Consider the following 16,857-nt stretch of genomic DNA (forward strand, 5'->3'; position numbering starts at 1 on the left):
ATGAGGAAGTTTCTTATTTTATTGCTTATAGCAACTCAATGTGGTTATGGACAAAAAAATAAATTAAGTGATAAAGTGAATGTTTTTTTAGGAACTTCAGGGGATTACGGACAGTTGTCTCCTGGAGCTTCTTTTCCATTTAGTATGCTATGTATTTCTCCAGAGACATATCCTTATAATCATACAGGATACGATAATAGAGCAAAACAATTTGAAGGCGTGACTCATACTAGACTTCAGGGAGTGGGATGTAAGGGAAGTGGAGGTAATATTCTAATCAAACCAATTATAGGAAGTAATATTGAAACAGAGTTAATCAAAGAGAAAGAAAAGGGAACACCTGGTTACTACAAGGTGGAATTTACAAATAAGATTAAGGCTGACTTTACTGTAGGACATAATTATGGAGTGCATCGATATTCCTTCCCTAATAAAGGGCAACTATTTGTGGATTTATCTAGTGCTACAGGTGGTGCTTTTGTCAGTGCTGAATATGAAGTATCTAATCAGGTTATTCAGGGAAAGATCAGCTCTAAAACAACATGCTCTGCTGGGATATATCATTTTTATTTTAGTATAGATTTAGGAAATGGAGCCATCTTAAGAAAGGTAGGAGAATATCAATTTATCGTTGATTTTCCCTCCTCTAAAGTCGAATTACAGATTGGTTTTTCATCTGTTTCAGAACACTATGCAAAGAGCAGAATAGCAATGGGGCAAAGTTTTGATTTAACAAGAACTCTAGCTACAGAGCGATGGAATGAATTATTATCTGCTACTGAGGTTAGTGATAAGAATGATGAGAGGGTAAAGCTTTTTTATTCTTTGCTTTACAGGACTCTTCAGGCGCCTTATCTAATATCTGAAGCAGATGGGACTTATAGAACAATTAGTGGTGAGGTGAAAAAAGCTGATTTTAATGTATATCATGGTTGGGCGCTATGGGATAATTATAGAGAAGTTATTCCTATGTATTCTATATTATATCCTGAAGTGTATAAAGATGTAGTTCACTCTATTGCTAATATGTATCCATACGGTAAAAAAGACTTCTCTACACTCAATGAACCTGGCCCTACAGTGAGGACAGAGCACGCTTTAGTTGTTTTGGCTGATGCAGTGAATAAAGGATATCAGTTACCTATAGATTCCATTAAGGAGTACCTTGTTAAGGAAGCTGAGCAACTTGATTTTTCTTCTCCTGATAAGGCATTAGAATCATCTTATGATTATTGGGCATTGAGTGAAATATTTAAAAGTGTTCAAGATACTGTATCTGCAAACTATTATTTAGAAAAAGTTAAAGAGTATAAGAAATATTGGCTAAAGGACTTTAAGGATATTCAGACTCACGATGTGGATAAAATGCAAGCAAGAGGATTATATCAAGGAACTATCTGGCAATATAGATGGTTAGTACCTTATGATATAAAAGGCTTAATTAGTCTTATAGGTTCTGAAAAAGAATTTGAAGACCAATTAGATACTTTTTTTGAAGGTCATTATTATAATCACGCCAATCAGCCAGATCTTCAGACATCTAGTTTGTACAATGCTACTAGAAGTGCTCATAAGAGTCAGAAATTGATCCATGATTTACTACTAGGAGAGAGTATTCAGTTCTACTTTAATGACAACAGTAAAGGAATTGATCCTTACATCGGAAGGATTTATAAGAATGCACCTCAAGCTTTTTTACGGACTATGGATGATGATTTAGGAACAATGTCAGCATGGTTTGTTTTAAGGAGTTTAGGATTCAGCGCTGCTAATGTGGGGTCGGATACTTTTTATCTCAATGCTCCTGTTTTTGAAAAGGTTATTATACGAAATAATTTAGTAATTAGTAATAAAGAAAGAAGCTCTTATATACAAGAGGTAGCGTATAATAATAAGGATTATCAAAGGAACTATATTACTTATAAAGAATTTTTTGGGGCATCAAAAATCATATTCAAAACGAGTGATGAACCTAATAAACAATGGCCGTCAGAACCATTGTGGATTTCAAATATAAAAGAAGATGAATAGAAATATAAAGTTAAGTAGTATTCTGTTAGGTATGCTATTACCTATAGTGATGTATGGACAAATAAACACAAAACAAGAAATAAATTTACCTAGTGATTTACGAATTAATCAAATTCAAGTTCTAGGGACACATAATAGCTATGCAGAACCAGTAGACCCTAATCTCCTTGATTATGTATCTAAAATTGTAGATCAGTCAAAAGGGAAGTTATTAGAGGGAATGACTAAAGAGCAGTTAGACTTTTTTAAAGAGTATCACCCTAATGAAATTAGTTTTAAGGAGAGTTTGTTTTATGAGCACCCAAGCTTTGAGATTCAGTTAGACAGTGGATTGAGAAGTTTGGAACTGGATGTGTATTATGATTCAACAGGCAATAGATATACAAATCCAGCAGGCTATGAATATTTAAAAACAGTAGGAGTGAAGCAGCTAGCAAAGCATAACATAACAGATTTAGATAAGCCTGGATTTAAAGTTTTGCATATGGCAGATGTAGATTTTAGGTCTAAATATCCAACGTTAAAATTAGCATTACAAAGTATAAAAAAATGGTCTGATCAGCATGTAGATCACATCCCTTTATTTATCATGATTGAAGCAAAAGATTCAAATTGGCCTTTGTTTAAGAATCCAACAGAAGTATTGAAATATGATGAATATGCATTTGACCTATTAGATCAAGAGATTGTTGATATTATAGGTAGAGAGAAGTTGATTACACCTGATGATTTAAGAGGAAATTATAAAACGCTTAAAGAGGCTGTGGCTAATCATAACTGGCCACTTGTATCTCAGTCTAAAGGGAAACTGTTATTTATGTTATTACCTTCTACAGGAGGGGTAAATCAAGGTGAATCAGCTTATGTACACAATCGTCCAAATTTAGAAGGAAGAGTTATGTTTGTACAGTCTAAACCAACGGATACTTATGGTGTGTTTTTACTCTTAGATAATGCTATTGTACGCCAAGAGGATATAAAAGAATACGTCACTAAAGGCTATCTTGTGAGAACTAGATCAGATATAGATACCTATGAAGCGAAAGTCAATGATCATACTCGTTCTAAAGCTGCTTTCTCTAGTGGTGCTCAAGTTATATCAACAGACTTCTTCTCTAAAGTTTACAACCCTTATCGATCAGAATATTTTGTAGAGCTGCCAGATAATCTTAAGCAGGTTAGGATAAACCCAGTAAATTATAAAAAAAGTAATTAGTATAATTATTGTTTTAAAAAAGCCTTGTAACTTACAGTCACAAGGCTTTTTGTATTAAAATTATATTATTCAGTTTGTTTCTCTTTAATCAGATAACATCCTAGATATAACAGATGACATGCAAGTAAAGAATAAGCAGTCAAGGTCATGATGTCAGCAGGGATTAAGTTAGTCACGGCTGATATGATAAAGGTAAATAGCAGTTGTAAAGTACCTAGTAGAGCTGACGCAGATCCACTATTAGTAGTGAACGGCGCTAAGGCTAATTTAGTAGTTGTAGGGAATAGTACTCCAAGAGTTAGTACAATGAAGAATAGTGGTACTAATAAGGCTTCAATAGGTTCTTTTAGCACACACATAACTAAGAAGGCTACTGTCCAAGCAATACCGAAATACACGGTGTATTTTACGATTTGTTCTACAGTCCACCAGCGAGAGAATACAGAGTTTGCCAGCCATGCCCCAAGGATTAATCCAATGGCATTAAAAGCAAATATACCACTAAACATATCTGAAGACATTCCTCCATATTCCATAATAAGGTAAGGAGCATTAGCTAGGTAGATCATTAAGATACTATAGGTTAAACTTCCAATCAATGTATATTTGACAAAGACGTTATTTTGTACTATTTCTTTAAAGTCTGCCATAAGGTTAACATCTTTTTTCTCTGTGACAATACGTGTTTCAGGCAAGAAGATGATAACAGCTAATAGGCAGATGATACCTAATATCACTAAAGTAACGAAAGTAGATTGCCATACGAAATGACTGATCAGAAAGTTACCAGCGATAGGACCTACGATAGGTGCTACTCCTGCAATAATGGCTAATAAAGAGAACACATTCATACTCTGGTCAGCAGAGTAGTATTCATTCACTACGGCACGAGCGATAACTACTCCTGCACATCCTGCAAAAGCTTGAAAGAATCGAGCTGCCCAGAACTGTTCTATGGTCTCTGCATAGATACAAGCTACCGATGCAAGGATAAAGATAATTAAAGAGGCAATAGTCGGAAGTTTACGACCATAACGATCAGAGATAATTCCCCAAAATAGCTGTCCTGCTGCGAATCCTCCTAAAAAGAAAGAAAGGGACAACTGTACATTTTTTAGATCTGTATTAAAGGTCTGTGAGATTTTTAAGAAACCAGGTAAGTACAGATCTATACTAAAAGGTTCGATAGCAGATAGTAATGATAAAATAATCACGACTATAAACTGAGCTTTTGTTAACTTATTCATATTGATATTTTGATGGGGCAAAAGTAAACCTGTTGATTCACTTAGACCTTGGCAAAACAAGTACTCTTATTGGACTTTTTTCACATTTTCTCTAAAAGCTAATGGAGCTACTCCTGTACTTTTTTTAAAGAAGCGGTTAAAATAGTTGACCTCACTAAAGCCTAATTCGGCTGAAATCTCTTGGATATTCAAGTCAGCATATCCTATTAGCCTCTTTGCTTCTAGAAGTATTCTGTTGTGAATATGTTGATTAAGGGTATAGTCAGTAGCCTTTACTACCAGTTCATTCATTCGCTTTACAGATAATGCTATTTTATCAGCGTAGAAGGCGGTAGGATGGTGTATAGTATAGTTTTCTTCTACCAGCTCTAATAACTTTAAGACTCTAGTATCTATAAGCGGATTGTCCTGTGAGAGCTCTTTTAAGCCTTGAATATGGGAGATATAGATATTGAGGTACTTCTCTAGTATATAAGTGCGTTTCTGTGTATCCCATTCTTGTTGGAATAAAAACATGATTGCTTTAAAGACTTCTTTTTTATCTTCTGATAACTCAAACCATAAGGGAGGATTAAATCTAAACTTGTGCTCGTTAAATTCTTTGGCGAGAATGCGGTTAAAGAAATCTTTATTGACAGAGATAAAATATCCCCTTACTCCATCAGGATTAATATTGTGCATTTGCCCAGGATAGATGACCCATATCTGATCATCAGAGATAGGGTAGGACTCAAAGTCAACTTTTTGTGTTGTCTCCTTGGTTTGGGTAAACCAGTAGATCTGATAGAAGTTACATTGATAGTGGTAATCAAAGTTGAATAGATGACTATTGTCTTCTAGCATAAAGAATTCAATAGGTACATCTTGATCAAATTGTTTGGCTTTAATTACCTTGTGTGTAGACATCTTAGATTAATTAGGGCGTAAAGGTAGTTTATTTTGCCTAGTTGTAATTTAAAAGTGTTTTAAGAATGTGTTTATATTGTATAAACAGTTGATTGTAAAAAGACATTCTTTAAAAAATATAATATATACATCTGTTTTTTGGGTAAGTATCTGTTTTATAGGTTATATTTACATATAAGCGGTGTATTAAGTGGTATAAATAAGGCTAATAAAACGAAATAAATACTGAATTGATATGGAGGTAATTGGCGCTATACAGATTCTCGAGATATTAGAAACTAATAGTATTCCAATAAAAATATTAGGAGCTGATACTGATATCTATTATGCAAAAACTATTTTTAAAACCCATCCTCCTTTGGAAGATATCATTAATGAATTGATCGGAAATGAGGTTTATAAAAGTTGGGGAATAAGAGTGCCAGATATCAAGATAATAAAGATTGAGAATAAGTTACTTCAAGAGTTTTTGATCGCCAATAATATCATATCTAAATACAGTCAGTTTGATATTGAAGAGTTGTTTATTATTGGCTCCAAAGAGATTCATAATCAAACAGAACTTGACTATCATAACTTAGTTCTATCTAATAAGAATGATTTTAATCAATACTTAGATCCTTATAAATTTTTAGATATAGCCTTTTGTGATGTATGGTTAGCTAATAGAGATCGTTGAATCAACAATCCTAATCTTTTGTTAGTTGAGGATCAAGGAAAAATAGACTTTGTTGCTATTGATCATACACAACTTTTTGGTAATCAAACTAACTATAAAGGGTTGAAAATTAATGTAATGGATGTCAGTCTTGTAAATATGTTAATTGCTTCAAAATTCACCAAAAAGATTTGTAATTTTGCTGAGAATGAAGTACTTTCAAAATTCAATATTAGAATTATTGAAAAAATTAACACAACACTAGTGGTCTTGCCAGAGGTGTTAGATAGCCTTCCGTCAAAAGTAGGATTGAGTAAGGCAGGTAAGCTTAAAATAATAGAGATACTTAGTAATCAAGAACGAAATACTAGAATTTCCAACATATTAAACAAACTATTAAAATGAAATCGTATTACAGTTTAATTAGATACTTTAATAACTCCTTGTCTAGGGAGAATATTGTTATTGGACTAATAGCGGTTTCTTCAACCAATAATGTGTTTTATAAGTTTTCTGAATCAAAGATTAGTTTTATTACTAGATTCTATGACAATAAGAGTAAACTATTAAATTTCAATATAAAGAAGATTAGTGAAGTTTTGGAACTAAATGCTAAGGAAGATTTATTTATTGAAGAGAATACTAATATTTTAAAGAAGTACTTAGATCGTTTAGCAGTTTATAATAACGGAATAATTCAATTTGACAAACCAGTTGAATTAAATATGAATATAGATGCAACTTTCTTTAGTAAATTCTATGAGAAATATATAGGTGACTTGAGGACAAGTACTAAGAGTAACAAAAAAGATGAGGTGTTTTATAATCGTATTAATAGTCACTTTAGAGAACCTCTAGAAGACATCATAGATATTGATTATAAGATTGAAAAGAAGGTAATTCCTTCCTTGTTTTTTGATTATAAATTAAATGGGATAGGAGGAAATGGATCTATTTATAGTGTAAAGTGTATTGATATTAATTCGAATAGAACAATAGATACTATTCAGAAAGATATATCTGAATTAGAAAGCTTAAACTTTAGATTAAATGATTTTTCTAAGCAATTAGTAGAATATCCTGAACAGAATAAGTATTATCTAGTTATAGATCAGTATAAAGGTATTGATGAGAAGTATCTAGAATTATATGATACATTAAGTAACCAAGAAAATGAACTATATCGATTGATTAATTCAAATCAACTAGAAGAAGTAACTGCTGATATTCTTAGAACAGGAGCATCTAAATTCTCTGAACTGATTTTGCGATAATATTATTAAGAACTAAATAATAAAACAAAGGCTAGTACATCTCGATGTATTAGCCTTTGTTATTTATGATAATAAGTCTGTTCTCTTCTATCTACTCTATCACACATTGGAAGTTAAGGTCTCCTTCATTAGATTTGATTACAAAGTGGTTGTTATTAGCAACACATTGTTCTATGGTATACTCCTGATTAAAACGAAGTTCTTTATTAAAGTGCATATCAACTACAGAAATGTCTTTAGAAGTGTTTTCCGATACTTTTAAGGCATTAATAACCCATTCTAAGTATTTGATATTAGTTACATGATTAACCATGTCTAGATCAGAGTATCTTACCTTATCTGTGATTAAATGCGTTGTCTCAGGTTTCTTCTGAAAAGTGGTGAACTCATTTTGGATACTTTTTTTGTCCTCGTGTTTAGTAAAGTGGTCATGAGGAATAGCCATCATCTCAGGACGACGTCTTACTGTATTCATGATTACCCACATCGAGCTAGCACTTGCGACAAGCTCTCCGTTACAGTGTACCTCAAAGTTACGCACAGAACGAATACCATCTAATGTCTCTATCCAAGTAGTGATATCAATGCGCTCTTGCCACTTAGGCATTCTGTCTATTTCTACTCTAAATTTATAGACTACCCATGATTGGTTTGCTTCTTGCAGATCCCAAAAGCTTATCCCTCCTAAGACTGCATGATTAGAAGAAGCCATCTGTATCATCTTACATAAATCTACTGTTTTTAACTGAGCATTGATATCGCAGTCAAAGTAATCAACATCGAAGCTCTGTGTAAATATAGATGTAAAGTTGGGTGATATAGGCATGGTTTTTTTGTTTTTTGTGCTGTTGTTTTTTTGTGAGACTGTAAATTTGTGAAATCGTTGTTCCCTGTTTTCAGTTCCCCGTTCTCGGTTTTATGTTTCCTTAAAACTGTATTTTATCTTCTACAGCTTTTAAGATTTGTTCTGGTGCAGTAAGGTAGTCAAACCACATAACATCAGGAGTACGTTTAAACCAAGTAATCTGACGTTTAGCAAAGCGGCGTGTATTCTTTTTGATTTCCTCAATAGCGAACTCTAATGTGAATTCGTTGTCAAAGTACGCAAATAATTCTCGATAGCCAACGGTTTGTAATGCATTGTTATCGCGATACGGATATAAATCTTGAGCTTCCTTTAGAAGGCCATTATCTAGCATGATATCCACACGTTTATTAATGCGCTCATACATCTTCTCTCTATCAGCTTCTAGACCTATCACGATAGGAGTGAAGTTGCGAGCGTGTTGTTTTATATTTAAGAAACTAGAGTAGGGCTTGCCAGTACCTATACAGATCTCTAATGCTCGAGTTACTCTTTGAGGATTGTCTATCGCTACTTTTTCATAGTGAATAGGATCCAATTCCTTTAGCATATTTTGCAAATAAGGAAGGCCTTTTTCTGCTAAGTCTTGATTTAATTGTTCTCTAATACCAGGATCTACATCAGGGAAGTCATCAAGCCCATTTAGGATCGCATTGACAAATAGTCCCGATCCACCTACCATAACCTGTACAGGATTATCTGTAAAGAGCTCATCTAGCTTAGCCAGTGCCTCTCTTTCAAAATCTCCTACAGAGTAAGTATCGTGAATGCTGATATTCTGAATAAAGTGATGTGGAGCAGCAGCTAGTTCTTCCTTAGAAGGCACAGCTGTTCCTATCGCCATTTCCTTATAGAATTGGCGGCTATCACATGATATTATATTGGTATTAAAATGTTGTGCAAGTTTGATTCCTAAAGCTGTTTTTCCAATCGCTGTAGGTCCAATGACAACAATAAGATAATTGTTATTTTTCGTAGACATCTCCTAATTTTTGACCGCAGTTATAGCAGTAATTTGCATCATCATCGTAGATTGTAGTAGTACATGTAGAGCAGTTTCTTCTTCTCTTCGCATCTAATCTGTTGCGTTTAATATTAGAGAACTCTGCTGTCACAATACCTGTAGGAACGGCGATAATACCGTAACCCATAATCATGATAAAAGATGCTATCATCTGACCTAGTGGGGTCTGTGGAGCGATATCTCCATACCCCACTGTAGTAAGCGTTACGATACACCAATAGATACTTCTAGGTATACTCGTAAAGCCACTTTCTTTACTCTCAATAACATACATTAGCGCACCTAATAAGATCGACATCACAAGTACAAAGTATACGAATACAATAATTTTCGTTCTACTAGACTTAAGAGCTAGCTTTAAGTGTGACTGTTGTCCAATGTATGGTACAAGGTTTAAGATACCAAATAAACGCAGTAAACGCAGTGCTCTTACAACAGTAAGTGCTCTAGAACCAGGAATAAAGAACGATAAATACATCGGTAGAATAGAGATAAGATCTACTATTCCATAAAAACTAAAGATGTACTTAAGCGGTTTTTTATTACAAAGAATCCTAAGGATATACTCTATGGTAAAAAACACAGTGATAATCCACTCACAGACTACTAGACCTGTGTGGTGCTTCATATCATAGCTCTCTATCGATTCAAGCATCACTAGAAGTACACTCATCAGAATAACCGCTAGTAAGGCAATATCAAATAATTTACCTGCAAAAGTATTTGAACCATAAATAATGATGTAAATCTTCTGCTGTAGGATATCCCATTTGTTTTTTAATCTGCGTCTCACAAAAACTGTTTTTAGTAGTGAATTAATTTGTAACCGATCTTCTTATTTAGATAATTAAGAATGATATTTCTGTTGTTTCTATTAAACAAAATTGGCGTTAAATTGGCTGCTATTCGTTCTGGGGCGTTGATTTGGTGGTTTAAGTTATAGAAGCAATATCCGTTTAGCTTCCCTTTTTCTAAAGCGACAGCACTTTTCTCATCTACTTTACGGCCTTTGTCTAAGATTAGAACATGGTCTTTATCTATATCATAAGGTTTAAATAGTTCAAGTATATTAGCATTGAACTCTTCCCTTGTCGAGGTAAAGTTGGTGAAGAAGTTATCAGCTGTTATTTTAGTTGATTTTTTCTCATATATAAACTCTACATAAGGTAACTCTTGTTGACCTTGGAATATCTTATGTAAGAATTTTCTAGCTTCATTAGGCGATGTAAACGCCATTAGATTTCTTTTTCTACCATCTGTCTTTTCGATAGATAGGTATAAGTATCCCTCTAGATTAGTTTTTAAATAAATAGAGTAGGGGAATACACTTTTCTTACTGACCTTATTGTACTTTGGTTTATTGGTATTGATCTCTTCAGCCTCTTTTAGAAGCGCGATGAGTTCAGTACCTGTTTTTTCGAAAGTGACAGTATAGGTTTCTTGTTGTATTTTTTTGAATATAAGCGAATTACTTGTAAAGTGCTGTAAGACTTTCTTTCTAATATTCTTGCTCTTACCGATGAAGATAATATTACCTTCTTTGTCCAAGATATAATAAATACCTACAGTAGAAGGCAAAGTGTCTACGATATCCAAAAACTTAGGACTAATCCCCGTTTTGATATCCGACTTAATCATAGAGGTTAAGATGGTCTTCTCTTTATCTTTTGATAGAAGTAATTCGAATAGCTTTTCTGTAGCCATAGCATCTCCATTAGCGCGATGTCTATCTGCGATGGGAATACCAAGTGATCGCACTAGTTTACCTAAGCTATAAGAAGGCATATCAGGCAGTAACTTCTGTGATAGTTCTACTGTACACAGTGTATTGCGACTGTATTCATAACCTAGTCGTTTAAACTCATTGCGCAGTACTCGATAATCAAATTCAGCATTATGAGCTACGATGACACAGTTGTCCGTTATTTCTATGATGCGCTTAGCTATCTCGTAGAACTTCGGAGCTAGCCGTAGCATAGCATTATTGATTCCCGTAAGTTTCACTACGAAAGGTTGTATCTCCATCTCTGGATTAACTAAACTAATAAACTGATCTACGATCTGATTACCATCAAATCGATATATAGCAATTTCGGTGATTCCTTCTTCATTAAACTGCCCACCAGTTGTTTCTATATCTAAAACTGCGTACAACTTGTCCTTTTAATAAATTAATAATTACGACTACCGAAGATATTACTACCTATTCTAACCATCGTACTCCCACATTCTATCGCTAGTGGATAATCGTTACTCATCCCCATAGAGACAATGTTTAGGTCTAGGTTATCCTTCGTGCCGTATTTCTCTTTACACATTGCAAATATATTACTTAGTTGTGTAAATTCTTTCTTTACTTGTATTTGATTATCTGTAAAAGTAGCCATGCCCATTAGTCCAACTACTTTAATATTCTTAAGTCCAGCAAATTCCTCACTCGAAAGAATTTCTAACAATTCTGCCTCATCTAAGCCGAACTTTGTGTCTTCTTCTGCGATGAACATTTGCAATAAGCATTCTATAACACGGTTATTACGCTTCGCTTGTTTATCGATCTCTTGTAAGAGTCTGAAGCTATCCACTCCGTGAATCAGAGAGACAAAGGGAGCCATATACTTCACTTTATTGCGCTGTACATGTCCGATCATGTGCCACTTAATATCTTTAGGAAGAGCTTCATATTTATCAGTCATTTCCTGAATCTTATTCTCACCGAATACACGTTGTCCTGCTTCATATGCTTCTAGAATATCCTCATTGGGTTTCGTTTTAGAAACAGCAACAAGGGTAACATGAGCAGGTAATGTGTTCTTAACGTGTTTTAAATTCTCTGTAATAGACATAATTTTTATCTTTTTTTAAATTTCGTATATAAAGAGACCATTCATAAACTTAGGCTCTATATATGTGCTTTTTGGAGGCATGATAAGGTCGTTATCTGCCACTTGTTTGATCTCACTTACATTTGTAGGATAAAGCATAAATCCTACTTCGTATTCACCATCATCTACTAGTTCTTTGATTGTAACGATAGATTCATTACCAGGAACATAGTCTATACGAGCATCATTTCTCAAGTCATCTAATCCTAATATAGGATGTAGTACTTCATCGTATAGTATTTGCGCATCTAACTGTTGTAAGATGCAGTCTGTTTGTTTGATGTCTTTTAGCGTTAAGGCATAGAAGTCACCGTCTAAGTACATTCCGAATTCCATCTTCTTAGTAGGTTTCCAAAGTTGTTGTTCTTTATTGACAACGTGAAACTTCTCTTTTAGAAGGTTTAGGAACTCTTCTTTAGTATGATTGTTTAAATCGTGTATAATACGATTAAACTCATAGATTTTAATATTGTTTTCAGCGATTAAATACGTCATCACTGTATTGTTATGAGCAGGAGTTCCGTTAGAATGTTCTGCTTGTAACAGTTCTGCAGAAGCAAAACGGTGATGTCCATCTGCGATATACAGTTCTTTAATATCTGCAAATTGTTCTGTTAACCACTTGATATCGGTATCCTCATCTATCTTCCAGATCGTATGTCTTTCTCTAGTTACAGTACTAAAGTCATACAGGGGTTTCTCATGCTTCTTCGTGATAATCCACTTTTCTATACCCTCCTGATCAGGATACATCATCAGTACAGGTTCAGTATTGAACTTACTGTGATATAAGTATTCCTTAAATAATCTTACGCGAAACTCTAAGGTGTCTTCATGTTTTTTGATCACATTACTCTGGTAGTCATCTATAGAAGTTCCTGCCACTATCCCTGTAAAACTCCAACTTTTTGTACTGATCTGATACAGATAATAAATCGGTTTATCTTCTGTAATCAGAATACCTTCTTTCTTAAAGTCGTTTAACTTGGCTGCGACCATCTTATAACGTTTATCATACGTTACTTTTGAAGGGTTTACATAAGCAGGGTTTAATACGTGCAAAAAAGAGAAGGGGTTGTAGTCTAAAAGATAAGCAATCTCAACAGCATTGTAGTCTTCGAATGATCTACAGCTTACTAAGCTTACTTTATCTCGGGTAGGGCGCAAGCCTTTAAAAGGAATTATTTTAGCCATTATAAGTATGGTTTCAAAAATATCAAAGACAACCAAAGTTTAGTTTGGTTGTCTTTTATTAGTATTTACTAGTTTACAATAACACTGGAGGGTTAAGCGAACATTTTCGCTACTTTCTCAGCTTTTTTGCTTTCGCTATAGTCGTAGAATCCTTCTCCAGATTTAACTCCTAATTTACCAGCCATTACCATATTTACTAATAGTGGACATGGAGCATATTTAGGGTTTTTAAATCCGTCATACATTACGTTAAGGATAGAAAGACATACATCTAATCCGATAAAGTCAGCTAGTTGTAATGGTCCCATTGGGTGAGCCATACCTAACTTCATCACAGTATCGATTTCTTCTACACCAGCTACACCGTTGTATAATGTCTCGATAGCTTCATTGATCATCGGCATTAAGATACGGTTCGCTACAAATCCTGGGTAGTCATTAACCTCTGTAGGAACTTTATCTAAAGCTTTAGACATATCCATGATTGCTTTAGTCACTTCATCACTCGTGTTGTATCCTCTGATGATTTCTACTAACTTCATGATAGGCACAGGGTTCATAAAGTGCATACCGATTACGCGCTCAGGGTTTTTCACCACAGAAGCGATTTTTGTAATAGAGATAGAAGAAGTATTCGATGCTAAGATTACATTCTCATCACATACTTCGCTCAGTTGTTTAAAGATATTTAGTTTTAACTCTACATTCTCAGTAGCAGCTTCTACTACTAAATCAGCATTCGCTACACCATCTTTAATATCAGTATAGGTAACGATGTTTTCGATAGTTGCTTTTTTGTCCGCTTCAGTGATGCTTCCTTTCGCGATCATACGATCTAAATTCTTAATAATCGTAGTCATTCCTCTTTCGATAGCAGCTTCTGATATATCAATTAAAAGAACTGTAAAACCTTTTTGAGCAAATGTATGTGCAATACCATTTCCCATCGTTCCAGCTCCGATAACAGCAATTTTTTTCATAATGGTTAATTTATATTTTTTGATGTTAATTTATTTTTTCTCCATTGCCTCGATGATTTGGTAAGCTAAGCGCAGTGCTTTAGTACCATCATCTAGCGTCACGATAGGCGTAGTTTTATTCACTATCGCGTCATGGAATGTCTCTAACTCGTCTAAGATAGCATTATTCGCTAATACTTCAGGATTGTCGTAATAAATTTGTTTTTTAACTCCTTCAGCATTTTGAAGGATTAGGTCAAAGTCACCTGGTACTTCAGGAGCTTCTTTCATCTTCACTACTTCACACGTCTTCTCTAAGTAATCCACAGAGATATAAGCATCGCGTTGGAAGAAGCGCGATTTACGCATATTCTTCATAGAGATACGGCTAGCAGTGATATTAGCCACACATCCGTTCTCAAACTCTACACGAGCATTAGAGATATCTGGAGATTCGCTTAGTACAGCTACGCCACTAGCGCTTACATGCTTTACAGGAGATTTAACCACACTTAAGATAGCATCTAGATCGTGGATCATTAAGTCTAATACTACAGGTACATCTGTTCCTCTAGGATTAAACTCAGCTAGGCGGTGAGTCTCGATAAACATAGGGTTTTCTATCTTTGGACGTACTGCGATAAACGCTGGGTTAAAACGCTCTACGTGACCTACTTGTCCTAGTACATTATATTTAGCAGCTAATGCGATGATTGCTTCAGCTTCTTCAATAGTCGTTGTAATCGGTTTTTCTAAGAACACATGCTTACCAGCTTCGATAGCTTGTTTAGCACAGTCAAAGTGAGAAAGGGTAGGAGTAACGATATCTACTACATCTACTGCCTGAATTAATTCCTCTATAGTGTCAAATTTTCTATAGCCAAATTCTGCTGCTACTTTTTCAGCATTCTCTTTAAAAGGATCGTAAAATCCTACTAGTTCATATTTTTCAGATTGGTTAAGCAAGCGTAGGTGAATTTTACCTAGGTGGCCTGCTCCCAATACTCCAACTTTAAGCATAAAACTATATTTTGAAAACAAAAATATAATTTATTTATCTAAACTTTCAATAAACCTGCTTAAAGTTTTGTTCAATTATATTCTCAGGGCTTATACAGATTGCTTTTGTTAGAAAATATTAGTTATTTTGTGGGAAATAATAATTTAATAGTGAAAGATTCTGCAAAACATCAAGGTCTTAGAAACCAGTTGGTTGAAGTACTTAAGCAAAAAGGGATTGTTGATACCAATGTTTTAAATGCTATCAAGAGGGTACCACGTCATTTATTCTTAGATTCAAGTTTCGAGGATTTTGCATACCAAGATAAGGCTTTTCCTATCGGAGCAGGCCAGACTATTTCGCAACCTTATACTGTAGCTTTTCAATCTCAGTTACTTCAAGTCAAAAAAGAAGATAAAATCTTAGAGATTGGTACTGGTAGTGGATATCAGACTGCTGTACTTATAGCTATGGGCGCTAGAGTGTATAGTATCGAGAGACAAAACGAATTGTATAAAAAGACTTCAGCTTTATTGCCAAAGTTAGGGATCAGACCTAAGCTTACTACTTTTGGTGATGGGTATAAGGGATTACCTAATTATGCTCCTTTTGATTCTATTATTGTTACAGCAGGTGCTCCTTTTATCCCGCAAGCTTTATTAGGACAAATAAAAGTAGGAGGTAGACTTATCATTCCTATTGGTGAGGAGAAACAAATCATGACAGAGTTAATCCGTATCAACGAAAAACAGTTTGAAAAACACGAACACGGAGACTTTAAGTTCGTACCCATGCTGGAGAATAAGAATTAGGAATTTAGATTGATTTTAGGATACTAACTATATCTTTTATTATGGTAGTTTAATTACCATATTTTTTTATTATGTTTATATAACCAATTAAAACATAATAAATTATGAAGAAACTATTTTTCGTAGCAATTGCCTTTGCTACATTTTCAGGAAGCGCATTAGCCTTAGATGTTAATACTTTATTTACGATAAAGTCTAGTACCCATTTATCGTTAGATCAAGATCCTAATGCAGGGCTTGTTTATGCTTATTTAGTTAGACTTGCTGATGGTTGGGAAGTATATGTACAAGGTTATGAATGTGCAGTAGAATTTGCTCAACAACGTGGTGGTACAATTGTAGGAGGAAAATATATGAAGGAGCATGAAGCAATGATGTGTCTTACAGGACCTGGGGAATTATAATTAAAATTAGATAAAAGCTGTTGTCTTTAGATAACAGCTTTTTTTAATAGAAATTAATGTATGTAAAGATCGTTTGTATATAACCAAGACAAAAAACACTTTCTTTTAATAATCTCAATTAGAGATTATTTTAGACTTAAAACTAATGTTGATTAGGATTATTTACTCATAGTTAAATTTTTAACATTTATGATGTTTTTTACAGTGCTAAATGATATCCAATCCCTGTATTTTCAAGTGTTTACAGTTTTTTTTGTTAGCCTTGTTCGGGGATTGTTCGGAAAAATGGTTTTTTTTCCGAACAGGTTCCGAACAAATCTAGTCTAAGACCGTATGAATAGAGGGTTTAGATGAAAAAGTATATGTTAAGATTAATGTTAAAATT

Annotated in this window: 17 protein-coding genes; 7 read left to right on the forward strand and 10 right to left on the reverse strand. The window is 34.2% G+C overall.

Annotated features, from left to right (window positions below):
* Together RT228_RS14810 and RT228_RS14815 are read left to right on the forward strand one after the other, a co-directional pair.
* Positions 1-2,031 carry a glycoside hydrolase domain-containing protein gene (locus RT228_RS14810; RefSeq protein WP_313138733.1) on the forward strand — a complete coding sequence of 677 codons (2,031 nt, stop codon included), beginning with the start codon at positions 1-3 and terminating at the stop codon, positions 2,029-2,031.
* The gene (locus RT228_RS14815) at positions 2,024-3,247 is read left to right on the forward strand and encodes a Ca2+-dependent phosphoinositide-specific phospholipase C (protein WP_313138734.1); all 1,224 of its coding nucleotides are present in this window, start codon (positions 2,024-2,026) and stop codon (positions 3,245-3,247) included. Before RT228_RS14810 ends, RT228_RS14815 begins: the two co-directional genes overlap by 8 nt.
* A 65-nt stretch (positions 3,248-3,312) precedes the next feature.
* Here RT228_RS14815 and RT228_RS14820 read toward each other — a convergent pair whose 3' ends face one another.
* Together RT228_RS14820 and RT228_RS14825 are read right to left on the reverse strand one after the other, a co-directional pair.
* Positions 3,313-4,494: a multidrug effflux MFS transporter gene (locus RT228_RS14820; RefSeq protein ID WP_313138735.1), complete on the reverse strand. Its 1,182-nt coding sequence runs from the start codon at positions 4,492-4,494 to the stop codon at positions 3,313-3,315.
* Positions 4,495-4,560: 66 nt separating this feature from the next.
* The gene (locus tag RT228_RS14825; protein WP_313138736.1) at positions 4,561-5,400 is read right to left on the reverse strand and encodes a helix-turn-helix domain-containing protein; all 840 of its coding nucleotides are present in this window, start codon (positions 5,398-5,400) and stop codon (positions 4,561-4,563) included.
* 235 nt (positions 5,401-5,635) lie between these two features.
* Between RT228_RS14825 and RT228_RS14830 the strand changes: the two genes are divergently transcribed.
* Genes RT228_RS14830 through RT228_RS14840 form a run of 3 tightly spaced genes read left to right on the forward strand, consistent with a single transcriptional unit; the run spans position 5,636 to position 7,332 of the window.
* Positions 5,636-6,079 carry a HipA family kinase gene (locus RT228_RS14830; RefSeq protein WP_286399536.1) on the forward strand — a complete coding sequence of 148 codons (444 nt, stop codon included), beginning with the start codon at positions 5,636-5,638 and terminating at the stop codon, positions 6,077-6,079.
* An 18-nt stretch (positions 6,080-6,097) separates the two neighbouring features.
* Positions 6,098-6,463 carry a hypothetical protein gene (locus RT228_RS14835; RefSeq protein WP_286399533.1) on the forward strand — a complete coding sequence of 122 codons (366 nt, stop codon included), beginning with the start codon at positions 6,098-6,100 and terminating at the stop codon, positions 6,461-6,463.
* Positions 6,460-7,332, forward strand: a complete 873-nt coding sequence (locus RT228_RS14840; RefSeq protein ID WP_058699912.1) for a hypothetical protein — start codon at positions 6,460-6,462, stop codon at positions 7,330-7,332. Before RT228_RS14835 ends, RT228_RS14840 begins: the two co-directional genes overlap by 4 nt.
* Positions 7,333-7,423: 91 nt before the next feature.
* On the opposite strand, the gene RT228_RS14845 is transcribed toward RT228_RS14840, so the two are convergent.
* From RT228_RS14845 to RT228_RS14880, 8 genes are all read right to left on the reverse strand, one after another.
* Positions 7,424-8,158 (reverse strand): acyl-ACP thioesterase domain-containing protein, encoded by a 735-nt coding sequence (locus RT228_RS14845; RefSeq protein WP_313138737.1) that lies wholly within the window; start codon positions 8,156-8,158, stop codon positions 7,424-7,426.
* Between the two features lie 100 nt (positions 8,159-8,258).
* On the reverse strand, positions 8,259-9,179 hold the full coding sequence (miaA, locus tag RT228_RS14850) for a tRNA (adenosine(37)-N6)-dimethylallyltransferase MiaA (protein WP_313138738.1): 921 nt from the start codon (positions 9,177-9,179) through the stop codon (positions 8,259-8,261).
* Positions 9,163-10,014, reverse strand: coding sequence for an ion transporter (locus tag RT228_RS14855; RefSeq protein ID WP_006259977.1), 852 nt, complete (start codon positions 10,012-10,014; stop codon positions 9,163-9,165). The genes miaA and RT228_RS14855 overlap by 17 nt, the downstream gene beginning before the upstream one ends.
* An 11-nt stretch (positions 10,015-10,025) precedes the next feature.
* Positions 10,026-11,375, reverse strand: coding sequence for an exonuclease domain-containing protein (locus RT228_RS14860; protein ID WP_313138739.1), 1,350 nt, complete (start codon positions 11,373-11,375; stop codon positions 10,026-10,028).
* A gap of 17 nt (positions 11,376-11,392) precedes the next feature.
* On the reverse strand, positions 11,393-12,064 hold the full coding sequence (locus tag RT228_RS14865; RefSeq protein WP_006259979.1) for a YggS family pyridoxal phosphate-dependent enzyme: 672 nt from the start codon (positions 12,062-12,064) through the stop codon (positions 11,393-11,395).
* Between the two features lie 15 nt (positions 12,065-12,079).
* Positions 12,080-13,297: a DUF1015 domain-containing protein gene (locus tag RT228_RS14870; RefSeq protein ID WP_006261394.1), complete on the reverse strand. Its 1,218-nt coding sequence runs from the start codon at positions 13,295-13,297 to the stop codon at positions 12,080-12,082.
* 92 nt (positions 13,298-13,389) lie between these two features.
* Complete coding sequence (locus tag RT228_RS14875; RefSeq protein ID WP_006259981.1) at positions 13,390-14,277, reverse strand: 3-hydroxyacyl-CoA dehydrogenase family protein; 888 nt, start codon at positions 14,275-14,277, stop codon at positions 13,390-13,392.
* A 30-nt stretch (positions 14,278-14,307) separates the two neighbouring features.
* The gene (locus RT228_RS14880; RefSeq protein WP_006259982.1) at positions 14,308-15,276 is read right to left on the reverse strand and encodes a Gfo/Idh/MocA family protein; all 969 of its coding nucleotides are present in this window, start codon (positions 15,274-15,276) and stop codon (positions 14,308-14,310) included.
* Positions 15,277-15,426: 150 nt separating this feature from the next.
* Between RT228_RS14880 and RT228_RS14885 the strand changes: the two genes are divergently transcribed.
* Together RT228_RS14885 and RT228_RS14890 are read left to right on the forward strand one after the other, a co-directional pair.
* Positions 15,427-16,068, forward strand: coding sequence for a protein-L-isoaspartate(D-aspartate) O-methyltransferase (locus RT228_RS14885; RefSeq protein WP_283840929.1), 642 nt, complete (start codon positions 15,427-15,429; stop codon positions 16,066-16,068).
* A gap of 104 nt (positions 16,069-16,172) precedes the next feature.
* Complete coding sequence (locus tag RT228_RS14890) at positions 16,173-16,472, forward strand: hypothetical protein (protein ID WP_039329726.1); 300 nt, start codon at positions 16,173-16,175, stop codon at positions 16,470-16,472.
* Positions 16,473-16,857 lie beyond the last annotated feature (385 nt).

The organism is Myroides sp. (genome assembly GCF_032073645.1).
In the GTDB taxonomy this organism is placed as follows: domain Bacteria; phylum Bacteroidota; class Bacteroidia; order Flavobacteriales; family Flavobacteriaceae; genus Flavobacterium; species Flavobacterium odoratimimum.

Coding starts and splice junctions, on each gene's coding strand:
- RT228_RS14810 (WP_313138733.1), top strand. CDS start 1: ATGAGGAAGTTTCTTATTTTATTGCTTATAGCAACTCAATGTGGTTAT.
- RT228_RS14815 (WP_313138734.1), top strand. CDS start 2,024: ATGAATAGAAATATAAAGTTAAGTAGTATTCTGTTAGGTATGCTATTA.
- RT228_RS14820 (WP_313138735.1), bottom strand. CDS start 4,494: ATGAATAAGTTAACAAAAGCTCAGTTTATAGTCGTGATTATTTTATCA.
- RT228_RS14825 (WP_313138736.1), bottom strand. CDS start 5,400: ATGTCTACACACAAGGTAATTAAAGCCAAACAATTTGATCAAGATGTA.
- RT228_RS14830 (WP_286399536.1), top strand. CDS start 5,636: ATGGAGGTAATTGGCGCTATACAGATTCTCGAGATATTAGAAACTAAT.
- RT228_RS14840 (WP_058699912.1), top strand. CDS start 6,460: ATGAAATCGTATTACAGTTTAATTAGATACTTTAATAACTCCTTGTCT.
- RT228_RS14845 (WP_313138737.1), bottom strand. CDS start 8,158: ATGCCTATATCACCCAACTTTACATCTATATTTACACAGAGCTTCGAT.
- miaA (WP_313138738.1), bottom strand. CDS start 9,179: ATGTCTACGAAAAATAACAATTATCTTATTGTTGTCATTGGACCTACA.
- RT228_RS14865 (WP_006259979.1), bottom strand. CDS start 12,064: ATGTCTATTACAGAGAATTTAAAACACGTTAAGAACACATTACCTGCT.
- RT228_RS14870 (WP_006261394.1), bottom strand. CDS start 13,297: ATGGCTAAAATAATTCCTTTTAAAGGCTTGCGCCCTACCCGAGATAAA.
- RT228_RS14875 (WP_006259981.1), bottom strand. CDS start 14,277: ATGAAAAAAATTGCTGTTATCGGAGCTGGAACGATGGGAAATGGTATT.
- RT228_RS14880 (WP_006259982.1), bottom strand. CDS start 15,276: ATGCTTAAAGTTGGAGTATTGGGAGCAGGCCACCTAGGTAAAATTCAC.
- RT228_RS14890 (WP_039329726.1), top strand. CDS start 16,173: ATGAAGAAACTATTTTTCGTAGCAATTGCCTTTGCTACATTTTCAGGA.